This is a genomic window from Pseudomonas sp. ZT5P21, from assembly GCF_054897785.1.
This window is the reverse complement of record NZ_CM142705.1, coordinates 3,553,690-3,576,083: the sequence shown is the minus strand read 5'-3', so window position 1 is coordinate 3,576,083 and position 22,394 is coordinate 3,553,690. Positions and strand designations below refer to the sequence as shown.

22 protein-coding genes are annotated in these 22,394 nt (G+C 58.8%); 12 read left to right on the top strand and 10 right to left on the bottom strand.

All coding sequences use genetic code 11. The features are described from left to right. Positions 1-108 precede the first annotated feature (108 nt). The 8 genes from ACYZT9_RS16615 to ACYZT9_RS16580 all read left to right on the top strand — a co-directional run bounded on the left by ACYZT9_RS16615 (position 109) and on the right by ACYZT9_RS16580 (position 7,891). Entirely contained in the window at positions 109-915 is an 807-nt protein-coding gene (locus ACYZT9_RS16615; protein WP_462006516.1) for a class I SAM-dependent methyltransferase, read from the top strand. Between the two features lie 280 nt (positions 916-1,195). After that, positions 1,196-1,864 (top strand): ABC transporter ATP-binding protein, encoded by a 669-nt coding sequence (locus ACYZT9_RS16610; RefSeq protein ID WP_462006515.1) that lies wholly within the window; start codon positions 1,196-1,198, stop codon positions 1,862-1,864. Position 1,865: 1 nt separating this feature from the next. Then, positions 1,866-4,337, top strand: coding sequence for an FtsX-like permease family protein (locus tag ACYZT9_RS16605; RefSeq protein ID WP_462010242.1), 2,472 nt, complete (start codon positions 1,866-1,868; stop codon positions 4,335-4,337). Beyond that, positions 4,327-5,391 (top strand): lipocalin-like domain-containing protein, encoded by a 1,065-nt coding sequence (locus ACYZT9_RS16600; RefSeq protein WP_462006514.1) that lies wholly within the window; start codon positions 4,327-4,329, stop codon positions 5,389-5,391. The genes ACYZT9_RS16605 and ACYZT9_RS16600 overlap by 11 nt, the downstream gene beginning before the upstream one ends. A gap of 62 nt (positions 5,392-5,453) precedes the next feature. Further along, positions 5,454-5,696, top strand: a complete 243-nt coding sequence (locus ACYZT9_RS16595) for a hypothetical protein (protein ID WP_462006513.1) — start codon at positions 5,454-5,456, stop codon at positions 5,694-5,696. 11 nt (positions 5,697-5,707) lie between these two features. Then, positions 5,708-5,881 carry a hypothetical protein gene (locus ACYZT9_RS16590; RefSeq protein WP_462006512.1) on the top strand — a complete coding sequence of 58 codons (174 nt, stop codon included), beginning with the start codon at positions 5,708-5,710 and terminating at the stop codon, positions 5,879-5,881. Positions 5,882-6,276: 395 nt separating this feature from the next. Next, a complete protein-coding gene (locus ACYZT9_RS16585; RefSeq protein ID WP_462006511.1) occupies positions 6,277-6,663 on the top strand; it encodes a phosphotransferase in 387 nt (128 codons plus the stop codon). Positions 6,664-7,213: 550 nt separating this feature from the next. Next, on the top strand, positions 7,214-7,891 hold the full coding sequence (locus ACYZT9_RS16580) for a type 1 glutamine amidotransferase domain-containing protein (RefSeq protein WP_462006510.1): 678 nt from the start codon (positions 7,214-7,216) through the stop codon (positions 7,889-7,891). A gap of 78 nt (positions 7,892-7,969) precedes the next feature. On the opposite strand, the gene hglS is transcribed toward ACYZT9_RS16580, so the two are convergent. The 8 genes from hglS to ACYZT9_RS16540 all read right to left on the bottom strand — a co-directional run bounded on the left by hglS (position 7,970) and on the right by ACYZT9_RS16540 (position 17,151). After that, a complete protein-coding gene (gene hglS, locus ACYZT9_RS16575; protein ID WP_462006509.1) occupies positions 7,970-9,352 on the bottom strand; it encodes a 2-oxoadipate dioxygenase/decarboxylase HglS in 1,383 nt (460 codons plus the stop codon). A gap of 109 nt (positions 9,353-9,461) precedes the next feature. Then, positions 9,462-10,418, bottom strand: coding sequence for an alpha/beta fold hydrolase (locus tag ACYZT9_RS16570; RefSeq protein ID WP_462006508.1), 957 nt, complete (start codon positions 10,416-10,418; stop codon positions 9,462-9,464). A gap of 22 nt (positions 10,419-10,440) precedes the next feature. Beyond that, positions 10,441-11,895 carry a flavin-containing monooxygenase gene (locus ACYZT9_RS16565; protein ID WP_462006507.1) on the bottom strand — a complete coding sequence of 485 codons (1,455 nt, stop codon included), beginning with the start codon at positions 11,893-11,895 and terminating at the stop codon, positions 10,441-10,443. A 124-nt stretch (positions 11,896-12,019) separates the two neighbouring features. Next, the gene (locus ACYZT9_RS16560) at positions 12,020-12,688 is read right to left on the bottom strand and encodes a transposase (RefSeq protein ID WP_462006506.1); all 669 of its coding nucleotides are present in this window, start codon (positions 12,686-12,688) and stop codon (positions 12,020-12,022) included. After that, positions 12,685-13,464 carry a hypothetical protein gene (locus tag ACYZT9_RS16555; RefSeq protein ID WP_462006505.1) on the bottom strand — a complete coding sequence of 260 codons (780 nt, stop codon included), beginning with the start codon at positions 13,462-13,464 and terminating at the stop codon, positions 12,685-12,687. Before ACYZT9_RS16555 ends, ACYZT9_RS16560 begins: the two co-directional genes overlap by 4 nt. Before the next feature lie 556 nt (positions 13,465-14,020). Then, entirely contained in the window at positions 14,021-14,890 is an 870-nt protein-coding gene (locus ACYZT9_RS16550; RefSeq protein WP_462006504.1) for an isocitrate lyase/PEP mutase family protein, read from the bottom strand. 154 nt (positions 14,891-15,044) lie between these two features. Further along, entirely contained in the window at positions 15,045-16,079 is a 1,035-nt protein-coding gene (gene astA / locus ACYZT9_RS16545; protein WP_462006503.1) for an arginine N-succinyltransferase, read from the bottom strand. Between the two features lie 55 nt (positions 16,080-16,134). Further along, positions 16,135-17,151: an arginine N-succinyltransferase gene (locus ACYZT9_RS16540; RefSeq protein WP_462006502.1), complete on the bottom strand. Its 1,017-nt coding sequence runs from the start codon at positions 17,149-17,151 to the stop codon at positions 16,135-16,137. Between the two features lie 538 nt (positions 17,152-17,689). Between ACYZT9_RS16540 and ACYZT9_RS16535 the strand changes: the two genes are divergently transcribed. Both ACYZT9_RS16535 and cobF read left to right on the top strand, forming a co-directional pair. Beyond that, positions 17,690-18,262, top strand: coding sequence for a histidine phosphatase family protein (locus tag ACYZT9_RS16535; RefSeq protein ID WP_462006501.1), 573 nt, complete (start codon positions 17,690-17,692; stop codon positions 18,260-18,262). Beyond that, positions 18,262-19,017, top strand: coding sequence for a precorrin-6A synthase (deacetylating) (gene cobF / locus ACYZT9_RS16530; protein ID WP_462006500.1), 756 nt, complete (start codon positions 18,262-18,264; stop codon positions 19,015-19,017). The genes ACYZT9_RS16535 and cobF overlap by 1 nt, the downstream gene beginning before the upstream one ends. A 117-nt stretch (positions 19,018-19,134) precedes the next feature. Here the strand turns inward: cobF and ftrA are convergent, their stop codons facing one another. Beyond that, the gene (gene ftrA, locus ACYZT9_RS16525; protein ID WP_462006499.1) at positions 19,135-20,109 is read right to left on the bottom strand and encodes a transcriptional regulator FtrA; all 975 of its coding nucleotides are present in this window, start codon (positions 20,107-20,109) and stop codon (positions 19,135-19,137) included. A 101-nt stretch (positions 20,110-20,210) separates the two neighbouring features. Here ftrA and ACYZT9_RS16520 point away from each other — a divergent pair, with 101 nt between their 5' ends. Continuing rightward, entirely contained in the window at positions 20,211-20,645 is a 435-nt protein-coding gene (locus ACYZT9_RS16520; RefSeq protein WP_462006498.1) for a rhodanese-like domain-containing protein, read from the top strand. Positions 20,646-20,651: 6 nt separating this feature from the next. Here ACYZT9_RS16520 and ACYZT9_RS16515 read toward each other — a convergent pair whose 3' ends face one another. Continuing rightward, positions 20,652-21,308, bottom strand: coding sequence for a type 1 glutamine amidotransferase (locus ACYZT9_RS16515; RefSeq protein ID WP_462006497.1), 657 nt, complete (start codon positions 21,306-21,308; stop codon positions 20,652-20,654). Between the two features lie 162 nt (positions 21,309-21,470). Between ACYZT9_RS16515 and ACYZT9_RS16510 the strand changes: the two genes are divergently transcribed. After that, on the top strand, positions 21,471-22,250 hold the full coding sequence (locus ACYZT9_RS16510; RefSeq protein ID WP_462006496.1) for an ABC transporter substrate-binding protein: 780 nt from the start codon (positions 21,471-21,473) through the stop codon (positions 22,248-22,250). Positions 22,251-22,394 lie beyond the last annotated feature (144 nt).

Genomic DNA, 22,394 nt, shown 5'->3' with positions numbered 1-22,394 from the left:
GTGGGCGATGCCGGGCTTACAACATTCCAACAAACGCCACATGGGTTTTTCAAAAACGCTGATCTAGACTCGGGCCGGTCAATCAAGACCCGAACTCTGGAGCGTGCAATGGACATGCCGACAAAAGAAACCGCCATCGCCAGCAACCGCGATGCCTGGAACGACTCTGCTCGACACCACAAAGACAATCCCGAATGGCCGTCACTAGTGACGGCCGTCACTCATGGCGATTTTTGCTGCATCGACGACACCTTGCGCGGTGTGTTGGAGCAAGTAGGCGTCGACGGTAAAGACGTGGTGCAACTGGGCTGCAACAATGGTCGCGAAAGTCTTTCACTGTTCGCGTTGGGTGCCCGCAGCGTCGTGGGCGTCGACCAGTCCGTGGCGTTTCTCGACCAGGCGCGGGAACTGGTGTCCCGTTCGCCGCACGCGCCTGAATTCATCGAGGCCGACATTCATCATTTGCCAAGCGGGCTGCACAAGCGTTTCGACGTGGCGCTGATCACCATCGGCGTCTTGAACTGGATGCCGGACATCGGCGAATTCTTCCGCCACGTCGCACAAACCCTCAAGCCCGGCGGCGCGCTGGTGGTGTACGAAACTCACCCGTTCCTGGAAATGTTCGACCCTGAGTCTGATGATCCTTACCGTCTGGCCAGTTCGTACTTTCGCAGTGAGCCTTTCGTGCAGGACCAGCCGATCGTCTACGAAGGCAAAGTCGAGCAGCAGGCCGCGACGTCCTACTGGTTCGTCCACACGTTGGGCGCGATCTTCACCGGCGCCATCGAGGCGGGGTTGCAGATCAGCCATTTCAAGGAGTATCCGCATTCCAATCGTGAAGAGCTTTATGATCAGTATCAGCAGCGTGAAGCGCAGTTGCCGTTGTGTTTTACGTGGGTGGCGGTAAAGCGCTAAGGTTTTGAGCCGAAAATGAGTTGACGCCATCGCGAGCAAGCTCGCTCCCACATGGATCTGTGACATGACGAAGATCCAATGTGGGAGCGAGCGAGCGAGCGAGCTTGCTCGCGATGGCGGCGGCCGATTCACCTAAAATCCCTAGGCTTCCCTCCTCTTCGCCAATGAACCACATCGACCCCAGGACCTCTTCATCGGCGGAGAAGGGACGCAATCCCCAACGGACAAAATCCACGCAGGCCCGCTATCCTTGCCCCACGCCCCTCAATCAGGTTCACCCATGCTTCAGGTCCAAGGCGTCTTCAAAAGCTACGCCACACCGCAAGGTCCGCTGCCGGTGTTGCAAGGTGTCGACCTGACGCTGAAGCCCGGCAGCAGCCTGGCGCTGATGGGTGAGTCAGGCAGTGGCAAAAGCACCTTGCTGCACCTGATCGCCGGGCTGGACAGGGTTGATAGCGGCAGCATTCGCAGCGGCGAGCATCAGCTTGAACGGATGAGTGAAGGGCAACTGGCGAACTGGCGGCGGACTGAAATCGGTCTGGTGTTCCAGCAGTTCAACCTGATCGGCAGTTTGCGTGTAGAGGACAATCTGGCGTTTCAGGCGCGACTGGCCGGGCGGCACGATCCGCGCTGGCAGGCGTATCTGGTGCAGCGTCTGGGGTTGGCTGATTTGCTACAGCGTTACCCGGAGCAACTGTCCGGCGGTCAACAGCAGCGGGTCGCGCTGGGCCGGGCGCTGGCCTCGCAACCCAAACTGTTGCTGGCCGACGAACCCACCGGCAGCCTCGATGAAGCCACCAGCGATGACGTGCTGAAATTGTTGCTGGAGTTGCTCGATGACAGTCCCACGACGTTGTTGATGGTCACTCACAGCCCGAGAGTGGCGGCGCGACTGGCGGAGAAAGTGGTGCTGCACCGTGGTCGTCTGGCTGGCGCGGACGAACGCTGAGGTGCGGGTTTTTCGTGAAACATTGCGGGCGCTGCTCAGTCATTGGCGGCAGCACCCGGTGCAGTTTTTCAGTGTGCTGACCGGACTCTGGCTAGCCACCAGCCTGCTGACTGGCGTGCAGGCGCTGAACAGCCAGGCGCGGGAAAGCTACGCGCGGGCCAGTCAGTTGATCGGCGGCGAACCCCAGGCCAGCCTCAGTGCGCCGGGTGGCGGGACGTTTTCCCAGGCGTTGTTTGTCGAGCTGCGGCGTGCGGGTTGGCCGGTGTCGCCAGTGTTGCAGGGGCGGGTGACGCTCAAGGGCCATGAAGAGCAGCGATTGCAGTTGATGGGCATTGAGCCGGTTTCGTTGCCGTCCGGTTCCTCCATAGCGGGGCGGGCGTTGGCGATCGAGCAGATCGTCGGGTTTTTCAGCCCGCCGGGTAGCACCTGGGTTTCGCCACAAACCTTGCAGGCGTTGGGGTTGCGCGAAGGCGAGCGTCCTTCCGGTTTGAACGGTGTGGCGCTACCGCCATTGCAGGTGCAAGCCGACATGGCCCCCGGCGTTTTGCTGGTGGACATCGGCTTCGCTCAGCAGATTCTGGGGTTACCGGATCAACTGTCGCGGCTGCTGTTGCCCAAGGATTTCACCGCGACCTTGCCGGATCAGTTCAAGGGGCAACTGCAACTCAAGAGCAGCGGCGAAGAAAACAATCTCGCGCGCCTGACCGAAAGCTTTCACCTGAATCTCGATGCCTTGGGTTTTCTCTCCTTTGTCGTTGGCCTGTTCATCGTTCATGCCGCGATCGGGTTGGCACTGGAGCAGCGTCGTGGCTTGCTCAGAACCTTGCGTGCTTGTGGTGTCAGTGCACGGATGCTGATCGCCGGTCTCGCGATTGAACTGGGTGCGCTGGCGCTGATCGGCGGTCTCTTCGGCGTCGCGAGCGGCTACCTGCTGGCCAGCGTGCTGTTGCCAGACGTCGCCGCCAGTCTGCGCGGGTTGTACGGCGCCGAAGTGGCGGGACAGTTGAGCCTCAGCCCAGGGTGGTGGCTCAGCGGTGTTGGCTTGAGTCTGCTGGGTGCGTTGCTGGCCGGTGCCAACAGCCTGTTGCGTGCAGCGCGTTTGCCATTGCTGGCCCTGGCCGATTCGCAAGCCTGGCATCAGGCCCACGCGCGCTGGCTGCGGCGCCAGGGTTGGGTCGCGGCGATTGCGGGTGTGATCGCGCTGCTGGCGTTGATCTTCGGCGACAGCCTCGCCAGTGGATTCGTGCTGATGGCTGCGCTGCTGATCGGCGCTGCGCTGGCGCTACCGGTGGTGCTCGATACGGTGCTGAACCTGGTGCCGCATCGCAGCCGTTCGGTGCTCGGCCAATGGTTTCTCGCCGATTGCCGCCAGCAACTGCCGGCCTTGAGCCTGGCCTTGATGGCGCTGTTGTTGGCACTGGCGGCGAACATTGGCGCCGGCAGCATGACCGCCGGTTTTCGCCAGACCTTCAGCGACTGGCTCGAACAACGGCTGACCGCCGAGCTGTACGTGAACCCGCAAAATCCGGCGCAGGCCAGAGAACTGCAGAGCTGGCTCAAACAGCAGCCGTCACTTACGGCAGTGTTGCCCAACTGGCAGGTGTCGATCCAGTTGCAGGGTTGGCCGGCGGACATTTCTGGCGTGATCGACCACCCTGGCTATCGCCAGCATTGGCCGTTACTGGAAGCCATGGGCGATAACCCGTGGGACCGATTGGCCAGGGACGACGCGCTGATGCTCAGCGAACAACTGGCGCGGCGACTGAGGGTGCGTCTCGGCGACCACCTCTCACTCCCCACACCGACCGGCCCGTGGTCGCCGCGAATCGTCGGAATCTACGCTGATTATGGCAATCCCAAAGGCCACATTCTGGTCAACGTCGACCACTTGCTACTTGGTTGGCCGCAACTGACGCCGAACCGCTTCAACCTGCGCATCGAGCCACCGCTGATCCCGGCGTTCCTGAAAACGCTGCAAACACGCTTCGCCCTCGACGACAGCCGCATCGTCGATCAGGCCCGGCTCAAAGGCTGGTCCACCCAAGTGTTCGAACGCACCTTCGCCGCCACTGCCGCGTTGAACAGCCTGACGCTTGGTGTCGCGGGCGTGGCGCTGTTCATCAGCCTGCTGACCCAGAGCCAAAGCCGCCTCGGGCAACTGGCGCCGCTGTGGGCGTTGGGCGTGACGCGCCGGCAACTGATGCTGCTCAACCTCGGGCAAACCTGGTTGCTTGCGGTGCTGACGCTGGTGCTGGCGTTGCCGTTGGGCATTGCGCTGGCGTGGTGCCTGAACACGGTCATCAACGTTCAGGCATTTGGCTGGCGCCTGCCGTTGCGTGTGTTTCCGTTGCAGTTGGCGCAGTTGATGGGGTTGGCGTTGCTGGCGACCTTGCTCGCCTCGGCATGGCCGTTGTACTCGCTGTATCGCTCGCAACCGGCTGATCTGCTGAGGACGTTTGCTCATGAGGATTAAGGTCGCTTTGCTGGTGTGTATGGTGTTGTGTGGTTGCGACAACTCGGCACCTGTCGAGAAAGGCTTCGCTGGCCTCGGTGGTGAAGCCGTCACCTTTACTCCGGTGGCGCCTGGACGGGAATTCAGATTTCCGGCGGATCACGGACCTCACGACGGTTTTCGCATCGAGTGGTGGTACGTCACCGCCAACCTCAAGGACGATCAGGGTCGCGAGTTCGGTGTGCAATGGACGCTGTTTCGCAGTGCGTTGAAAGCCGCGCCCGAGGTGGCGGGTTGGGGTAACCAGACGATCTGGCTGGGCCATGCGGCCGCGACCTCGGCGACGGCGCATCACGCGGCGGAACGCTATGCCCGTGGCGGCGTCGGGCAAGCAGGAGTGAGCGTGCAACCATTCAATGCGTGGATCGATGATTGGCGGTTCAGCAGTCAGGGGGGCGATGCGCTGACCGATCTTCAACTCAGCGCCCGCGACAAGCTATTCAGCTACCAACTGCGGCTCACGTCCACACGTCCGCCGGTGCTGCAAGGCGACAAAGGTTTCAGCCAGAAATCCGAACAGGGCCAGGCGTCGTACTACTACAGCCAGCCGTTTTTTCAGGCCAGCGGTACCTTGGACATCGATGGCAAGACTTATCAGGTCAGCGGCCCGGCCTGGCTCGACCGCGAATGGAGCAGCCAGCCTCTGACCGCCAACCAGACGGGTTGGGACTGGTTCTCCCTGCACCTGGACAGCGGCGAACAGGTCATGCTTTACCGCATGCGGCAGAAGAACGGCGAACCGTATCTCACCGGCACCTGGATCGACGCTCAGGGCCAGACACAGTTACTTCAAGCCGCCGATATCAGCCTCACACCGCAAGACACCGCGAAAGTCGCCGGGCGTTCGATGCCCGTGAGCTGGTCGATCAAAATTCCCGCCAAGCACCTCGATATCGTCATCAGCGCGCTCAACCCCAATGCCTGGATGAATTTGCGCATTCCGTACTGGGAAGGCCCCGTGCGCCTGAGCGGCAGTCACGCGGGGCAGGGCTATCTGGAAATGACCGGGTATTAAGTCGGAACTCTCGGCAGAACGCCGTCCTCCTACGCTATGAATCCCGTTCACAGGAGCGCGCCATGATCGACGACCTCAAACCACCCGATCTTGCCTCGTGGCAGCGCCTGTTTGAAGACAAGACCTACTGGCAGCAATCCCCCGACGCCCATTACGCCGAACTGCTGCGAGTGGCCGACGATTTGTTGGGGCAGGGCGCCATCGACCTCGCCCAATGGCAGGCCTTGAAGGCCAAAGCAGAACAATCCCACAAAGACTCGCCCGCCGTGAACGTCGCCCACGAGGTCGACGACCCCGAAGCCTGAGGAGAACCATCGTGAAACGCAAATCGCCTGACACCTCGGTACACCCCGACGAACCGCGTCCACCCGGAGAAGTCGAGCGCGACAACGACGCCCTGCGCCCCACCGATCCGACCCGCCGCAAGGAGAGTGGCAAAGGCACTGACAGCGGCGAATCCACCGCGCAGGAAACGGCGGACACGCCCTGAGTGGCTTTTATAGAGCCAAAGTTGTGAATTAGCGCGTGAAAGTTAACTGCATCGATATATTAACGGTGGCCCGTCAGAATCGGATTTGAGTATTAGCTCTATATATTGATTATTCTTGTACAACTGTTTGTACAAGAATAATCAGGTTTAATGGCCGAACTGGTGGGTTTAAGCCGTGTATGTAAATGGTATTTGGCCTGACATTTAATAATTTTCATAAAATTTCATGTAACAGGCGCGGACATGTTCAAAAACTTCAATTAATATACGTTCCGTTCGCCCAGTGGCAGGGCTCTTTACCAGTGCATGGATTGCCGAGGCCATTACACTGGGCGAACACCTTCTGTGTTTACGTGTCACCTTGAACTCACCGTATCGAGCACATGTCATTGCAAATGCCATTCGAAGTACCCATGGTCATTTCTCGATTTGTTGGCGATGCCCCACATGCCGAGAGCACTGAAGGCGAGTTCATGATCACACGCTGTGTGCCAGGTAAACCGATCCAGGCTCGCAGCCCTCATCAGGGCGCCGTGTTAGAACTGTTTCGCGAGGCGCTCCTTCAGTTACAAGCAGTACCCATCACCGATTGCCCGTTCGATTCCAGTGCTTCGTTTCGCCTGAATGAGTTGGAGTATCTGTTCGCGCGTGATCTGTGTGAGAAAGAGTACGACCTCCAACAGTGGTCGAACCTGAGCACACCTGAGGAACTACTGGTCCGCCTGCACTCCACGCTACCAAGAGAGGAGACGGTATTCAGTCACGGCGATCTCTGTGACTAGAAGTTGTTTTTGCTTTTGGCGGACTGAAAGTGGGCTACGTGATGTTTCACACTTGCATAGTTCAGCTATTTGTTGATTCTTCTGTCTTGGTTTCGTTTAGGATCGCCTTGAAGTACGTCGTGAAATCCTGACCTTGCGCAAGGCTTTTTCGATCTTCGCGGTTTGCTCGTTCAAAGGTCAGTTCGGTGTTGCCCATTGCTCAGGCGGTAAAGGTTTGGACCACTCAGCAATTGATTCAGGAAGTGACTTAATGCTGTAGCGGTGGTCCCATTCCGCTACTCAGTATGTAGGCGGGTTAGTCAACTGCAGGGAGTCGCTAGTTACCGTTTCCCCCTTACGATAAGGGATAGGCAAACGGTTATGCTTATGACTAACAGCAACGATAAGAGTGGGGAGCATTTGGGCCAGGAGCGGCGGCGCCGCTGGAGCCCAGAGCGAAAACTGGCCATGGTTCGCGAGAGCCGGTTTACAAGTGCAACGAACTGCGCAGCCCGGTGGTCAAATCCAGCGCCGAGGTGACCGAACATTCCCCGAATTCAAGGAGCGCGACATGAAAATCCTGATGGTTCTGACGTCCCACGATCAATTGGGTGACACGGGTAAGAAAACCGGCTTCTGGCTGGAAGAATTCGCCGCGCCGTATTTCGCTTTCAAAGACGTCGGCGCTCAGCTGACGCTGGTGTCGCCCAAGGGTGGTCAACCGCCGCTTGACCCGAAGAGCGACGAGCCGGACGCACAAACCGCGGCCACTGACCGCTTCCGCAAAGACTCCGCGGCCCAGTCGGCATTGGCGTCGACCGCGCTGCTGAGCAGCGTGAGGGCCGAAGATTACGATGCGGTTTTCTACCCGGGCGGCCATGGCCCGCTGTGGGATCTGGCTGAAGACAAGGTTTCGATTGCGCTGATCGAGTCGTTTTACAAGGCGGATAAACCCGTCGCGCTGGTTTGTCATGCGCCAGGTGTGTTGCGTCACGTCAAAGGTGCGGATGGCCAACCGCTGGTCAAAGGCAAGCGTGTAACGGGCTTCACCAACTCCGAGGAAGAAGCGGTGCAACTGACCCAGGTTGTGCCTTTTCTGGTGGAAGACATGCTCAAGGAGAAGGGCGGGATTTACTCCAAGGGTGATGACTGGGCGAGTTATGTGGTGACGGATGGCAACTTGCTCACTGGGCAGAATCCAGCGTCGTCGGAGGCCGTAGCTGAAGCGCTGTTGGCGAAGCTGAAATAAACCCGAGCTGTAGGAGCACGGCTTGCCGGCGATGGCGTACGTCAGATCGCTTTCGCCGGCAAGCCGTGCTCCTACGGTTCAAGGTGCGTTGAGGGCTGCGAAACACTCTTCAATCGAACGCCGCTGCGTCTCGGCATACAACCCCAGCTCATCAATGGTCGATCGCCCCAGCGCTTGCTCGAATGCCTGCCGGTTCGAATGCTCGCCATAGTGGGCTTGCGCCGCATCCCCCAGGTTCGACTGAAAAATCCCCGCCGCGCTGACCGGCAGGAAATCTTCGTACACCAGCGGTTCCGCTCGCAGGTAGCCGTTGCTGAGCAAATCTTCCAGCGACAAAGATTTAAGCGCTTCTGAGTCCAGCCCTTTTTCCGTCAGGACATAGCGAAAGTACGCCAGTTTCTGCTGTCGCATTCCCTCAAGGGTGTCAGGGAATTCGCTGAAGTGTTGCGTCATCAGCGCGTTGTAGCGGGGGGCATTGGCTTCATTCGGGAAGTCTTTGAGTTCGTCCCTGGCGGCATTCAGCAAGCGGTCGTAAAGCGCCCGGCCCTTGGGTGTGAGTGCGGCGCCGCGCTGCTCGATTTCGCCAAAACGAGCGCTATGGCTGCCGTGACTGTCCGCTTGATCGGTGAACGCAACGGGTTCGTCCAGCGCCTTGAAACTGGTCTGGCGCAACAGGATCGGACACTGACGGCGGGGTGGGCCTTCGATCACCGCCTTGGGGGTGATGCCGTGGGCAGGCATTTGCGCCTGCACAATGTCGATGTCCAGGGTGCGCGGTGTCAGGTGGTTAATGTGCGGGCCTTTGAACGCCACGACATCGGCGATCAGGCGATGCTGGGCGCTGAGTTTCTGGTATTGCTCGGCGGTGACGGTGGCGCTGTGATGCCAGCGGAAGGTTTCCAGTGCCTGCAGAACGAAGTCCCGCGCGTCTTGTTCGTTGAGGCCTCCCTCGGATTCAGCGCGTGCGATGAGGGCCAGCGCAGTCGGCGTGAAGATCGAGCGTTTATCCAGCACCGATTGCGCAAAGGCACGCAGTTCCAGGTCTTCGATCAGTTCCAGACGCAGCAGCGAGGTGAACACCCGAAACGGGCTGACCTGCAACGCGGCCTCATGCACCGCGCGGAACGCCGTGGAATGCACGGGTACGCCGGCCGGGGTCAAATCGTAATAGCCGACGGGCTGCATGCCCATCACCGCGAACAGCCGGGCGAGGGTCGCCAATTCAGCGGCAGTGCCGACGCGGATAGCGCCATGACGTTCCAGGTCCAGTCGCTGGATTTCGCCCGTGCTGTTCAACTGCCGGGCGATCTGCGGCTCGCTGTCCAGCACATGCCGGTTGGTCTGTTCCACCAGTTCCATCAACGCGCCGTACAGCGGCACTTCTTCGCGGTACATGTCGGACATCGCTTTGGAGAAGCGTTGGCGGATCAGGTCAGGGTTGATAAAGCTTGGGTGGCTCATGAAAGAATTCCAGGCGCGGTGACGTGAAGGATGGGGAAAAGATCGCAGCCTTCAGCGGCGCCGACAAACGAAGAATCTTACGGACTTCATTCTGCAAAGGACTGCATCGTCAATGCATTCGCTGATCCTGAGGGCTTTCCAGGCGCCGGGATGCCAAAAACTCACGATACAGCCGCGCCGTGCCCGCCGGTGCTTCGACCATCGGCATATGGCCGACACCTTCCCAGATCTCCACCCGCAGATCTTCGATGCCTTTGCTCCAGATCGCCACGCTGCTGACGTCGATCAGGCGGTCCTTGCGCCCCCACAGCAACAGCGCCGGACACTTGATGTCGGCCAGTTTCGGCTCCATCGGCGGGCTCGCACGAAAGTCCCTGAAGATTTCTTCCAGCTCATCCCGGGACTGTTCATAACGTTGGGCGATGGCGTCCAGCACCACCCCGGGCACCCACGGAGGTTCGGCCATGGTCATGGCGTAGAAACGCCGGAATTCTTCTCGGGAGTTAATCAGGAACGGGTTGTGGCCTTTGGCCAAGTGGCGCTCCAGGTCACTGACTTCGGGCGCGGTGACACCCGCCGGGTCGATCAGGGCAAGCGACGCGATGCGGTCCGGGTAAGTCGCCGCGAGCCACGCCGCCATGTAGCCGCCCATCGAGTTGCCGATTACATGCACCTTCTCGACGCCGCAGACATCGAGCAACTGGATCATCCGCTTCGCCTGCAAGGGAATGTCGTAACCGCCGCCGGCCTTGAAGCCCGTGTCGCCATGCCCGGCGATGTCGGGGATGATCACCCTATAAGTGCCGACAAAATGTCGGGCGAAGCGCAGCCAGATGTTCTTGTCGGCGCTGTAGCCGTGAAGCATCAGCACGCTGCTCGAAGCTTCGTACGGCCCGCCTTGCCAGGTCGAAACGGTCATTTCGGCAATCGGCACGACGATCTTGTGCAGCCGATACAGCCTGGCTTCGGCCGCCATGTTCAAGTCATAGAGCCAGTGACCGATGGCCGGATAGCTCAACCAGCTCCAGGCCACGAAAACCGCGATTGCGACAACCAACAAAAGCATCAGGCGTCTCCCTTCTTTCTGATCAGGACATGATGTGATCGGCGGGTTTCAGCGTCCGGGTCAATCGGTGGTAGCTGAAGCTGAACCCGGGAAACATGGCAATCACATGACCACTCTTGCTTTGATACCAACTGTGGCAGCCTCCGGATTTCCACACCGTGCGTTCCATTTCCCGGTGGATCATTTCAGTGTAGGTACGTTCTGCCTCGGGGCGAACTTCGATGCTGCGCAAACCCTGTTTTTTCAGCGTGCGAATGCAATCGAGGATGTAGTTCATTTGGGATTCGATGATGAACAGCGCCGAAGTGTGGCCGATGCCGGTGTTGGGCCCCGTGACGATAAACAGGTTGGGGAAGTCCGGCAGGCTGGTGCCGAGGTAGGCGCGTGGGTAGGTCGCCCAGAATTCCCTGAGTTGTTTACCGTTTTTTCCGCTGACCGGGTAGGAAATCACCCCGTCGGTGGCGTCGTAACCGGTGGACCAGACAATCAGGTCCAAGTCGATGTGCTGACCGTCCTGCGTGACGATGCCGGTTTCGTCGATGGACGCGATGCCCTGTTCGCGACTGTGTAACGTCACATTGCTGCGACCGAGTGCCGGGTACAGGGTGCTTGAAACGATGACCCGTTTACAGCCGATGGTGTAGTCCGGTGTCAGTTTTCGTCTGAGTTCAGGGTCGGGGACTTGGCGTCTGAGGAAGCGCAGGGCGTGTTGCTGAACCATGCGGATCGCCGGTTTCGAGTATTTGAAGGCAATCACCCGGGTTTCGAATTGCCAGTAAATCATCCAGCGCAGCAGCTTGTAGGCCGGTTTGAGGCCGAGCAACCAGCGCTGGAAGGGGCCAAAGGCGCGATCCGCCCGTGGCAGCACCCAGTGCGGCGTGCGTTGGAACGCGTGCAAATGCTCGACGTCTGGAGCAATGGCCGGAATTACCTGGGCCGCGCTGGCGCCGCTGCCGACGATGGCGACGCGTTTTTGCCGATAGTCGTAGGCGTGATCCCAGTTGTTGGTATGAAAAGTCTTGCCCCGAAAGCGCTCCTGGCCCTCGAAGTGTGGGATGACGGGCTGGCTCAGCGGCCCCGTGGCATTGATCAGGAACCGGGCATAGAACATGCCTTTGCTCGCGGTGTGCACCGCCCAACGTTTGCCATCATCGTCCCACTCGATGCGTTCGACGTTCGCGTCAAGTTCCACTCGGTCGCGCAGACCGAATTGCTTCACCACGTACAGCGTGTAGCGGTGCAGTTCGGCCTGATCGGCAAACATTTGTGTCCATTGGTAGGGAGCGAAGGACAGCGAATACAGCGGCGAGGGCACATCGACCGCCGCGCCGGGGTACGTATTCTGGCACCAGGTGCCGCCGAAGAAGTCTCGCCGTTCCAGCAGTCGAAAATCATCGATGCCGGCCTTGAGCAAATTGATCGCCGCGCACTGTCCGCCAAAACCGCTGCCGATGATCAACACTTGAAAAGTCTGCATGGGCCTCCTTTTTTATCGTTGTTCTGTTGAACCCTCTGTATAGCCAAACATTCGACGCCCGCTTCGCTGAAGCCAAGACTAACGGGCGCAATCGAGTGATATGTTGCGGTGATGGCAAGCCCCGTCATGAAGTCCTCGACTCGGTCTGATCGCTAGCCAGACCCAGCAACGACAACGTGTGTTCATAAAATGCTATTTCCTGCGTCGCTATGCCCGGATACGTGGGCAAGTAATCCTTATCGAAACACCAGGCTTGGGCGGTGGTCGTTGACGGCTGCGCATGAATGATCAGGCTTAATGAAGAAGACATGTACCTGGGCGGCAGTTGTCGATGTACTTCGTAATAAGGTTGCATGTGCAGCACTTCGCCTTGGGCGAGTTTAAGTGTTGTTTCGTCGCCAAAGTGAGGGCGAATGCCAGCGCGTAATGGCGTGTGATCAAGGATTTTGCGCTTGACGGTGGTGTAGCCGTCGCCGCTGTAACCCACCGCATAAATCTCGAAATCGTGGGTGTGGTTCAAGTGGTAGATAAACGTTTCGCTTTCGTCCTGGCTAGACACCGGAGCCCAGAAACCGAGGCGGACGGTGTAGGCATCCGAGTAATGCAGCACAAAGGCGTAGGCGTTGTACAAACTGTTTTTGGTGCTGTACCCGTCACGTTGAAGGGTGTTGTAAAGATGCTCGCTCAACAATGTTCTGTTGGTGGCGAGCTCGCGCAGGTCAGCGATGATCTGTGATTTGTCATGGTCCAGGTCGTACCCGTCCATGCGCTCGATAAAGGTCTTCAATTTCATGCGACTTCACCCAGATGCTGGTCAAGCAGGCGGTCAAGGGGAATGCTTTGCAATTTCCTCAGTTGGGGCACATACCCCTGCGCTGTTTGAGGATCGGATTCCTGCAGGATCTGGAACGTCTTCCACGCTACGGCTGGATGGTAGTGATAAATCAATTCTTCGGCCACTTTGCTGGTACCTGGGTCCTTTACTGCCTCAAGCAACCCGAGAGCGACCAGGTAGCGTGCAGCACTATTGTCGTGGGGAAACCAGGCGATTTTGCGTAAAGACTCCCGTTCGAAAACTTTGATGTCGGCACTCCTGTCCGGGAAATTGATGCTGCCCCTAAAGGAAGGATGCCCGTTGCCTTCGGGATCGCTGTCGTACAGAAACTTTGTGCCATCGATGAGCAAGGGGTTTTTTGCGTCAATGATGATCGTCGCCCCGGGAGTCAAATTGTCATCTGCCATTTCGTAAAGCCTAACGCAATACGACTCCGCGTTTATTGCAAATAAAATGCTGTTTCCGGGAACAGAATAGAGGTGTGGTGACGCTGGCGCGTTATCGGGCGCTTTGAGACTTATATTGCCACTTTCGTTGCAGTAAAGTGTCATTGTTCCGGTTTGGATGTTGGTCGAGTTCAAGATCGTAGAGGCCCTGAGAAGTTCAGGACTGTTGACGACTTGTTGGTGTATTGATTTGGCTAGTTTTTTGATTTCGGCGGTCAGATCAATATTTTTGAGAGCTGCTAATATTTGTTCGGGAGGCAGGTTGGCGCTCACAAGGGTCTTTATCATAATTTTGCTCATGAATTTAAGCAGGTGCGACTTGTTATTATTTTTGACGAAAAGGCAACTTACAAAGGGGGGGTGGTTGTTAAAACGGGTGCCCGGCCTCGCGAATATTGAGGTGGGCACCTGATCATCCCTTTGTGCGTGACATTACTTCGTGCGCTGTGGAATGTCCGTCAGTTGCCAATAGCGCTTGATTTCGTGAATGTTACCTACGTTCAGGCGAGGGGTGTATGCGACGAGGCAAGATGCTGCAGCTAGCACATGAGTCGAAGTATTAATCACGTTGGTTGCAGCGTGAAAGAGTGGTGTATTGCTCCAATTATTTATTGTTGTGTGCATGTTGATCTCTCAGATATTGTTTTTAGTGATAAGTTTTTTGTCTTGATGACGTAAGTATAGTTGCATCGCCATTGGGGAAAGGGCAAGGTAGATGCTGTAAGAAAATATGAATTGGTGGCTTTTAAATGCGGGCTTTAAGAGGGTGTATCGTTATTAATCAAGTTAGTTGAAATGTTGCCTGGTGTGGCTATTAACAATAGCCACACCAGACCAGGTGAAATTACTCCTTGACGCTCATAAACTCTTCCGCCCAGCGAATGTATTCCTCAGGCTGCGTGTACGTATGCGTCAGTTCAGTCGCGCTCAAATCCGACGCCTGAGTGAAAATCTGCCGCTGTTCCCGCAGGCTGTCGTAAGTCGCCTTGATCGCCGCGAAATAGGCGCCATGCCCGTCGATGGTGACGCGCACGCCCAGTTCGGCCAGGCGATTGTCGTCACGCAACAGCGGGTTTCCGTAGGTGACCAGCATCAGTGGCACGCTCAGGTGTTCGGCAATCTGTTCGAGGTGATCGAAGTCGCGCACGCCCACCATGCAAATCCCGTCCGCCCCGGCTTTCTGATACTGCTGGGTGCGGCTGATGACCTCCTGCACCGGCAGAATCCCGGCATTGGTGCGAGCAACGATTGCCATCTCCGTGTCGACCCGGGCTTCCAGCGCCGCGCGAATCTTGCCGACACCTTCGGCGACGCCAATCAGGTCGGTGGACTTGCGGCCGAATTGTGCGGGTAACAGCGTGTCTTCGATGGTCAGGGCCGCCACGCCGGCGCGTTCGAGTTCGACGATGGTGCGCATGACGTTCAATGCGTTGCCGTAGCCGTGATCGGCGTCGGCGATGACTGGCAATTGGGCAACGCGGCCGATACGAGTGGCTTGCTCGGCGAATTCGCTGAGGGTGATCAGGGCGAAGTCGGGGGCGCCCAGAACCTGCAATGAAGCAACCGAACCACCCAGAATCCCCACTTCAAAACCCAGGTCCGCCGCGATGCGTGCCGACATCGGGTCGAAGACCGACGCCGTGTGATAGCACTTTTTGGAAACGAACAGTTCACGGAAGTTACGGCGCAAATCCTGATGGGAAAGCCTGGACATATGAGTTCCACCAATACAAAGGAATGGAAGGGCTTGAGCAAGAGTGTCAACGCCGAAGATATAAAAGGCTATCACGCAACAGGGGGAAGAATGATGACGAATTTGCAGGACGGTCTTGATCGAAACCCATCCTGTACGCCGGGAGACAAGTTTTTCAGGCCGCCGCTGCCTGCTGTTGTCGATTGAGCAGTGGCACTGCGCGTACGGAGTTGCCGGGTTGCAGTTGCAGGCGTTTGGCGGTGATCCGGTCGACCATCAGACTGTTGCCCACCTGCCTGGCCGGGGCGGCAGTGATGCGGCAGTTTTCCAGTCGACGATTGTGGATCAGCCAGACCGGAGCCTCGTCGTCCGGGGTGCCAATGGCCAGCACCAGCGCCTGGCTGTCGCGCACGGTGCGGATGTTCGCAAGCGGTGCCTCGATGACCGGGCCGGCGTCGAAGATGTCGATGTAGCCTTTGTGGGTGAAACCTTCGGCCGTGAGAATTTTCAGCGCCGGCTCGGTGTTGGGGTGAGCCTTGCCGATCACTGCCTGGGCCTGTTCGGTGAGCAGGCAGGTGTACAGCGGTTGGCGTGGCATCAGTTCGGCGATGAACGCTTTGCTGCCCAGCCCCGACAAGTGATCGGCGTGGCTGAAGTCCATCTTGAAAAAGTGCCGGCCCAGGCTGTCCCAGAACGGTGAACAGCCTTGCTCATCGGCGCTGCCACGTAGTTCGGCGATGAGCTTCTCGCCAAACAGGTGGGCAAATTCGGCCACAAACAACAAACGTCCCAGCGACAGCAATCGGCCATTGCTGCCCTGGCGTTGATCGTGTCGCAGGAACAATGAGCAGATCTCCGATTGCCCGGTCATTTCATTGTTCAGGAAAAGTGTTGGAATCTGCCGCTGGATGCCCAGGTCCGGTGATGAGCTGACCGTCAGCCCGACCCGATAGTTGTACCACGGCTCGCGCAACCCGACGGCCCCCGTCAGGGCACTGACCCCCACCACTTGCTGGTCGTCGTCTTCCAGCACGAACAAGTAGTCGGCGTCGGCCCGCTCGACCTGTTCGGCGAAGGTGCGTTGCGCCCAGCGCAGCCGGTGGGCCAGGCGTTCCTCGTTGGCGGGCAGGGTGGTAAACCCCGGGCCGGCGTGCCGCACCAGTGCCAGCAGGGCGGGCAGGTCGGTGACGTGAACCGGGCGGACAATCATGGTGCAGCTCCTTCTACGGGCCGACGCAGTCGTTGGACAGGGGGCCGGATGATGCTCACAGGGCGACCAACCGGATCGGGCTGCCTTCGGTCACGTTCAGGGCCGTGCGCATCTCGGCGCTCAGGGCCACGGGATGTCCGGCGGTGTAGTCCAGATCGGCGACGATGGCGCGGTAGTCCTTCAACGAATCGTTACTCACCAGGTAGCGCCCGCGAGCATCGATGATGTCGCCCGGTGTTGCCGTGCCGGTCTGGCTTTGCGCGATGGAGCGGATGCCGGCGAGGCGCGCATATAAAGTCGGGCCGCCGTCGAACAGGTCGATGTAGCTGTTGGTCTCGAACCCCTCGCGTTCAAGGATATCGAAGGCCTCTTGGCCGTCGGGGTGGATGCGGCCGATGCAGTCTTGTGCTGCTTGGGGCAGCATCGGCACGTAGATCGGGTATTGGGGCATCAGTTCGGCCAGGAACGTCCGGCTTTCCAGACCGCAAAGGCGCTCGGCCTCGGCGTAGGGCAGGTCAAAGAAGTGCTTGCCCAGCGCATCCCAGAATGGCGACCGTCCTTCATCGTCGCTGTAGCCGACGATCTCGGTGATCACCGCTTCGGCAAAGCGCTGCGCATGAGTGGCGATGAACATCAGTCGCGCCCGTGACAGCAGTTCGGAGGAGGGCGAGCGCACCAGCGCCGCATCGATGTGAAAACCGCGTAGCAAGGTATGACCACTGAGGTCATGACACAACGACAGCGCCGGCACGCCATGCTCGATGTTCAGTTCTCGCGAGGCGCTGGTGAAATGGCGGTTGCGCAGACTGTAGAAGGGCTCGTTGAAACCGGCCGTGGCGAGGATTTCCGAGCAACCCGCCAGGCGCTTGTTCGTCAGGTCCTCCAGCACAAAGAAGTAGTTTTCCGGGCCATGACCCTGGACGTCTTTATCGAACGAGGCGCAGGAGTCGAGAATCCGCTCGCGCAAGCGTTCGGTATCATCCGGCAAGGACGTGACGCCGACCAGGCTTTCGCGCGCCAGTCGCTGCAACTGGGGCAGGTCGGTTAACACCACTGGGCGTAAGACCAGCATGGATGCACTCCTGTATCAAAGGGTTCGGCGATTGGCTCGAACCTGACTATCACTGTCGGTTTCCACGCGTTTAATCGGCGGTCGCTTGAAGGCTTGCCAGCGCCGCTCTGTTTCTAGTCAGCCGTTATTCGGGACAGCACTGTTTCGGCGTCCCATGTATCGAGAGACCGGGCGGGGTTTTGGCAGCGGAGGCGGTGGTTCATGTCACTGGGGAAGGGCATCCGGGCTCCTGCTGGATGGGGCGTGTTGTTTACATTTCATAATCCGTTACAGCAGTATTTATTTATCCCGCGTCCCATGTCTAGTGAATTTTTGCACGGTCCTGGTCAGCCCCAATATGGGGCGAAATGCCCGTAGGTTCGGGGCTACACGGATGTCGATCAGCCCTGTAGGCACTCGCTGACAGTGGTGTCAGAGATAGCTGTTTTTTAATGAGGATCGGCGTAATGAAACGCCCCCGATCCCATTTCTTGCGGCACAATTGCGCATGGATGGTGGCTTCATGGCGTTTTCTCTTCATATAACCGAGTGATCTTTAGTGCAGGCAACCCGTTTGACCCTGATGTGCCACGCTCGAACCGTCGCACAAAAATTGGCGCGCTTTCCTACGGATGAGCCTGTAGAGATGGATTGGCAATCGGCGCAGGGTTCCCTTCGTTCACGGTTCAAGGGGATGCCGCGCCTGTTCAGCGGTCCGGAACGTCGCGCCCGGCAAACCGCCGGGTTGTTTGGCAGCGATGTGGAAATTGTCGAGGCGCTGAGGGATTGCGATTTCGGGCGCTGGAATGGCCTGCGAATCGACGACTTGCAGAAATCCGATCCGCAGACAATGCAGGCCTGGCTCGATGATCCGCACTCAACCCCTCATGGTGGCGAGTCGGTTGCGCAACTTGGTGAACGGGTGGCCGCATGGATCGCAACACTGGAAGCGACATCGGGGCACGTCGTTGCCATCACCCATCCATTTGTCATTCGTGCGGCGTTGACCCACGTGTTGCAAAGCCCGTCGTTTAATTTGGTTGACGTCGAACCGCTGTCGGCCATCGAATTGCGGTTCAACGGTTGCTGGCGCTTGCGTTTGTCGGGCACTGGCGTTGAGGGAGCCTGTTAATGAAAAAACTGATGGTCATCGGCATCGGTGCCGGCAACCCCGACTACATCACGATACAGGCCGTGAAGGCGCTGAACCTGGTTGATGTGTTTTTCCTGATGGACAAAGGCCAGAGCAAGGACAAGCTGATCGACCTGCGTCGCGAGATGTGTGAACGCTACATCAGCGGCCACGATTACCGTTTCGTTGAAGCGCACAGCCCGGAGCGTGAGCGCGGTGATGTGGACTACAAGGTCAGTGTGGAAGCGCTGAACCTTGCCAAGCAGCTGACCTTCGAGCGGCTGATCAATGAGGAAATGTCCGACGGCCAGTGTGGCGGATTCTTGGTGTGGGGCGATCCCGCGTTGTATGACAGCACCCTTCGGATCCTGCAGGCGATTCTGGCGTCGGGCCGATGTGTCTTCGAGTTTGACGTGATCCCCGGCATCACCAGCGTTCAGGCGTTGGCGGCGCAGCACAAGGTGCCGCTGAACGGTATCGGTCGTTCGATTGAAATCACCACTGGCCGGCGGTTGGCGGCCGGGCAGGTGAGTGATGCCGACAACCTGGTGGTGATGCTCGATGCGGAAGATTCCTACCATCAGGTGGCGGATCAGGAGACAGAGATCTACTGGGGCGCTTATCTGGGGACGCCGGATGAAATTCTCATCAGCGGCAAACTCAAGGATGTCGGGGATGAAATCGAACGGGTGCGCAAGGCGGCGCGGTTGGCAAATGGGTGGGTTATGGATACCTACCTGTTGCGTAAGCCTTGAGAGATCAGGTGTCTAACCTGACGCCATCGCGAGCAAGCTCGCTCCCACAGGAGTTCGTGAATATCAGAGATCTACTGTGGGAGCGAGCTTGCTCGCGATGAGGCCCTTGAACGCACCTTAAATCGTCGCTTTGAACGCCCGGCCAAACCGCTCCCGATACACAGACGGCGGCACGCCGACCACGTTGCGAAACGCCACCCGGAAACTTTCCACTGAGCGATAACCGCACTGTTCGGCAATCCGGTCGGTGTTCTGGCCCGTGCTTTCCAGCAACTCCCGCGCCCGCGCCAGGCGTTCATGCTGCAACCAGGCCTTGGGCGGCATGCCCGTGGCTTGTGTAAACCGGCGCAGGAACGTTCGTTCACTCATGGCCGCCTCGCTCGCCAGGTCGCGGACTTCCAGTGGTTCATGCAAGCGCTCCCGAGCCCATTGCATCACGCGTGAAAGATCGCTGCGCGGCGCAGGACTGACCGGTGTTGGAATGAACTGCGCCTGGCCGCCGGTGCGTTGCGGCGACATTACCAGCCGCCGCGCCACGCAATTGGCCACTTGCGTGCCGAAATCCCGCGCCACCAGGTGCAGGCAGGCATCGATACCGGCAGCGCTGCCCGCCGAGGTAATCAGTTGGCCCGAGTCGACGTAAAGCACGTCGGGGTCCACCAGAATGTTCGGGAATCGCTCGGCCAGTTCCGCGGTGTAGCGCCAATGCGTGGTAGCACCGTGACCGTCGAGCAACCCGGTCGCCGCCAGCACAAACACGCCCGAGCAGATCGACAGCAACCGTGCGCCCCGGGCATGGGCCTGGCGCAGGGCTGCGATTAACGCTTCGGGCACTGGGGCGCTGCGATCGCGCCAGCCGGGAATGATGATGGTGCGGGCATCGCCAAGCAGTTCCATGCCGCCATCCGCCAGCACCTGAATACCGCCCGTAGCACGCATCGGGCCCTGATCGACGGCGGTGATACGGTGTTCGTACCAAGGGAAATCGAATTCCGGCCGTGCCAGGCCGAAGATCTCCACGGCGATGCCGAACTCGAAAGTGCACAGGCCGTCATAGGCCAGAATGGCGACCAATCCAGGGGTGGGCTGCATTTGGCGGAAAGTTCCCGGTGAGTGTCTTGTGCGCCACTTTAGCCGCAAGCGAGCGGCGGATAAAGTCTTCTCACACCCACCGAGACTCTGGAGTACAGCCCATGACCAGCCTGGTCCGCAATGTCCCCGCCGCACCATCTGCTATTGCCCTGATGCATTTCAGCAACCGTCTGACCTTTGAAACCGACTGTTCCGACGTCTATGGCAGCCAGCAGGCGGGGGACGTGGATTTTGTCCTGGTGGACGTGCGCGGTTCGCAGGCGTTCCAGCGCGGCCATGTGCCGGGCGCGATCAACCTGCCGGGACGGTCGCTCACCGCGCAAGGGTTGGCGGGCTACGCGAAATCCACGCTGTTCGTGGTCTATTGCGCCGGGCCGCATTGCAACGGTGCCAACAAGGCCGCGGTGAAACTGGCGGCGCTGGGTTACCCGGTCAAGGAAATGATCGGCGGGGTGATTGGGTGGCTGGATGAAGGGTTTGAGTTGAGCACAGTGTCGCAACGACCTGCCGCGACCGTCATCGGTTGTGAGTGCTGATCAGCATTAATCAGTAGCGGTTGAAACTGCCCACCACGCGTCCAGCGTCGCCCGCAACCATTCAGAAACGGCCGCATGAGCGACGCTGTCCGGTTCACCCCGCGGCAGCGGCGACTCATCGGCAAAGTGTGCATTGAGCGTTGCCACCGATGCTGCATTCCACTCCGGATGAAACTGCACTCCCACCCGAGTTGGCCCTGCGCAATACATCTGCTGCTCGCACTTATCGCTGCTGGCCAGCAACTGCGCACCGGGCGGCAAGTCGATCGCGTCTTCGTGCCACTCCAGCACGTTCAGTTTCTGACCATCGGCAAATGTCACTGAGGTCCAACCGGTTTCGATCCGGTCCATTCGCCGCACATTTCCGGCCAGACCAAGCGCCAATAACTGCGCTCCCAGACAAATCGCAAACACCGGCGCGCCCTGATCCAGGTTGCCCGCCAGCCACTGCCGTTCGGTCTCCAGCCACGCCGGCCCGGCGTTGGACTCATAAGGCCCGCCCAACAAAATCAGCGGTTGCGCACTCACTGGCGGTAGCTGGCCAAGGTCGGCCCGAAAGACAGTCAATGGCAATCCCCGCGACTCGGCCCACTCGGCAATTGCGCCCGGCCCTTCGGCAGGGTGGTGCTGGATCAGGTTCAACCCGCAAATTACATCGTTCATTCAACTCGCCTTTTTTATAAGTATTTGTCGCCTATGCACAATTGGCGCGCCTGAAGCCGCTCTAGACTGCCCGCGACTTCGGTCTTTTCCAATTACAAAGCGCTGACCGAACGCGACCAATCGAACGCTGCCAATAAAAACCTCCGCACACAGGAGTTGTAAATGAAGAAGCTAGTGATGTTTGGTGCCCTGGCACTGTCGATGTTGTCCCTGACCGCTGTGGCCGATGACGCCAAGCCGATCCGCATGGGTATCGAAGCCGGTTACCCGCCATTCTCGATGAAAACCCCTGACGGCAAACTCACCGGTTTCGACGTCGATATCGGCGACGCGCTGTGCGAGCAGATGAAAGTGAAATGTACTTGGGTCGAGCAAGAGTTCGACGGCCTGATCCCGGCCCTGAAGGTCAAGAAAATCGACGCGATCCTGTCGTCCATGACCATCACTGACGACCGCAAGAAGAACGTCGATTTCACCATCAAGTATTACCACACCCCGGCGCGCTTCGTGATGAAGGAAGGCACCGACGTGAAAGACCCGCTGACCGAACTCAAGGGCAAGAAAGTCGGTGTACTGCGCGCCAGTACCCACGATCGCTTCGCCACTGAAGTGTTGCAACCGGCGGGTATTGTTCTGGTGCGTTACGGCTCGCAGCAGGAAGCCAACCTGGACATGGTCGCTGGCCGCCTCGACGCGATGCTGGCCGATTCGGTCAACCTCGACGACGGCTTCCTGAAAACCGACGCCGGCAAAGGCTTCGCGTTTGTCGGCCCGACCTACGAAGACGCCAAGTACTTCGGCGGCGGCGCCGGTATTGCGGTGCGCAAGGGTGATAAAGAGCTGGCGGACAAATTCAACACCGCCATCACTGAAATCCGCGCCAACGGCAAGTACAAGCAAGTGCAGGACAAGTATTTCGATTTTGACGTTTACGGCAAGTAATCACGCTGTGCAAAAAAGTGGCAACCGTTGATGCGGTTGCCACTTTTTTTTGCCTTCTATGTTTGACAAGGAACCTGTGGGAGCGAGCTTGCTCGCGATGGCGGACTGACATTCAACATTAGTGTCTACTGACAGGTCGCTATC

Bases quoted from the DNA above. Each gene is read 5' to 3' on its own strand.
- ACYZT9_RS16520 (WP_462006498.1), top strand. From the start codon at position 20,211: ATGACCAGCCTGGTCCGCAATGTCCCCGCCGCACCATCTGCTATTGCC.
- ftrA (WP_462006499.1), bottom strand. From the start codon at position 20,109: ATGCAGCCCACCCCTGGATTGGTCGCCATTCTGGCCTATGACGGCCTG.
- ACYZT9_RS16510 (WP_462006496.1), top strand. From the start codon at position 21,471: ATGAAGAAGCTAGTGATGTTTGGTGCCCTGGCACTGTCGATGTTGTCC.
- ACYZT9_RS16540 (WP_462006502.1), bottom strand. From the start codon at position 17,151: ATGCTGGTCTTACGCCCAGTGGTGTTAACCGACCTGCCCCAGTTGCAG.
- astA (WP_462006503.1), bottom strand. From the start codon at position 16,079: ATGATTGTCCGCCCGGTTCACGTCACCGACCTGCCCGCCCTGCTGGCA.
- ACYZT9_RS16600 (WP_462006514.1), top strand. From the start codon at position 4,327: ATGAGGATTAAGGTCGCTTTGCTGGTGTGTATGGTGTTGTGTGGTTGC.
- hglS (WP_462006509.1), bottom strand. From the start codon at position 9,352: ATGAGCCACCCAAGCTTTATCAACCCTGACCTGATCCGCCAACGCTTC.
- ACYZT9_RS16595 (WP_462006513.1), top strand. From the start codon at position 5,454: ATGATCGACGACCTCAAACCACCCGATCTTGCCTCGTGGCAGCGCCTG.
- ACYZT9_RS16615 (WP_462006516.1), top strand. From the start codon at position 109: ATGGACATGCCGACAAAAGAAACCGCCATCGCCAGCAACCGCGATGCC.
- cobF (WP_462006500.1), top strand. From the start codon at position 18,262: ATGAAAAAACTGATGGTCATCGGCATCGGTGCCGGCAACCCCGACTAC.
- ACYZT9_RS16560 (WP_462006506.1), bottom strand. From the start codon at position 12,688: ATGAAATTGAAGACCTTTATCGAGCGCATGGACGGGTACGACCTGGAC.
- ACYZT9_RS16515 (WP_462006497.1), bottom strand. From the start codon at position 21,308: ATGAACGATGTAATTTGCGGGTTGAACCTGATCCAGCACCACCCTGCC.
- ACYZT9_RS16585 (WP_462006511.1), top strand. From the start codon at position 6,277: ATGCCATTCGAAGTACCCATGGTCATTTCTCGATTTGTTGGCGATGCC.
- ACYZT9_RS16550 (WP_462006504.1), bottom strand. From the start codon at position 14,890: ATGTCCAGGCTTTCCCATCAGGATTTGCGCCGTAACTTCCGTGAACTG.
- ACYZT9_RS16555 (WP_462006505.1), bottom strand. From the start codon at position 13,464: ATGATAAAGACCCTTGTGAGCGCCAACCTGCCTCCCGAACAAATATTA.
- ACYZT9_RS16565 (WP_462006507.1), bottom strand. From the start codon at position 11,895: ATGCAGACTTTTCAAGTGTTGATCATCGGCAGCGGTTTTGGCGGACAG.
- ACYZT9_RS16580 (WP_462006510.1), top strand. From the start codon at position 7,214: ATGAAAATCCTGATGGTTCTGACGTCCCACGATCAATTGGGTGACACG.
- ACYZT9_RS16570 (WP_462006508.1), bottom strand. From the start codon at position 10,418: ATGCTTTTGTTGGTTGTCGCAATCGCGGTTTTCGTGGCCTGGAGCTGG.
- ACYZT9_RS16610 (WP_462006515.1), top strand. From the start codon at position 1,196: ATGCTTCAGGTCCAAGGCGTCTTCAAAAGCTACGCCACACCGCAAGGT.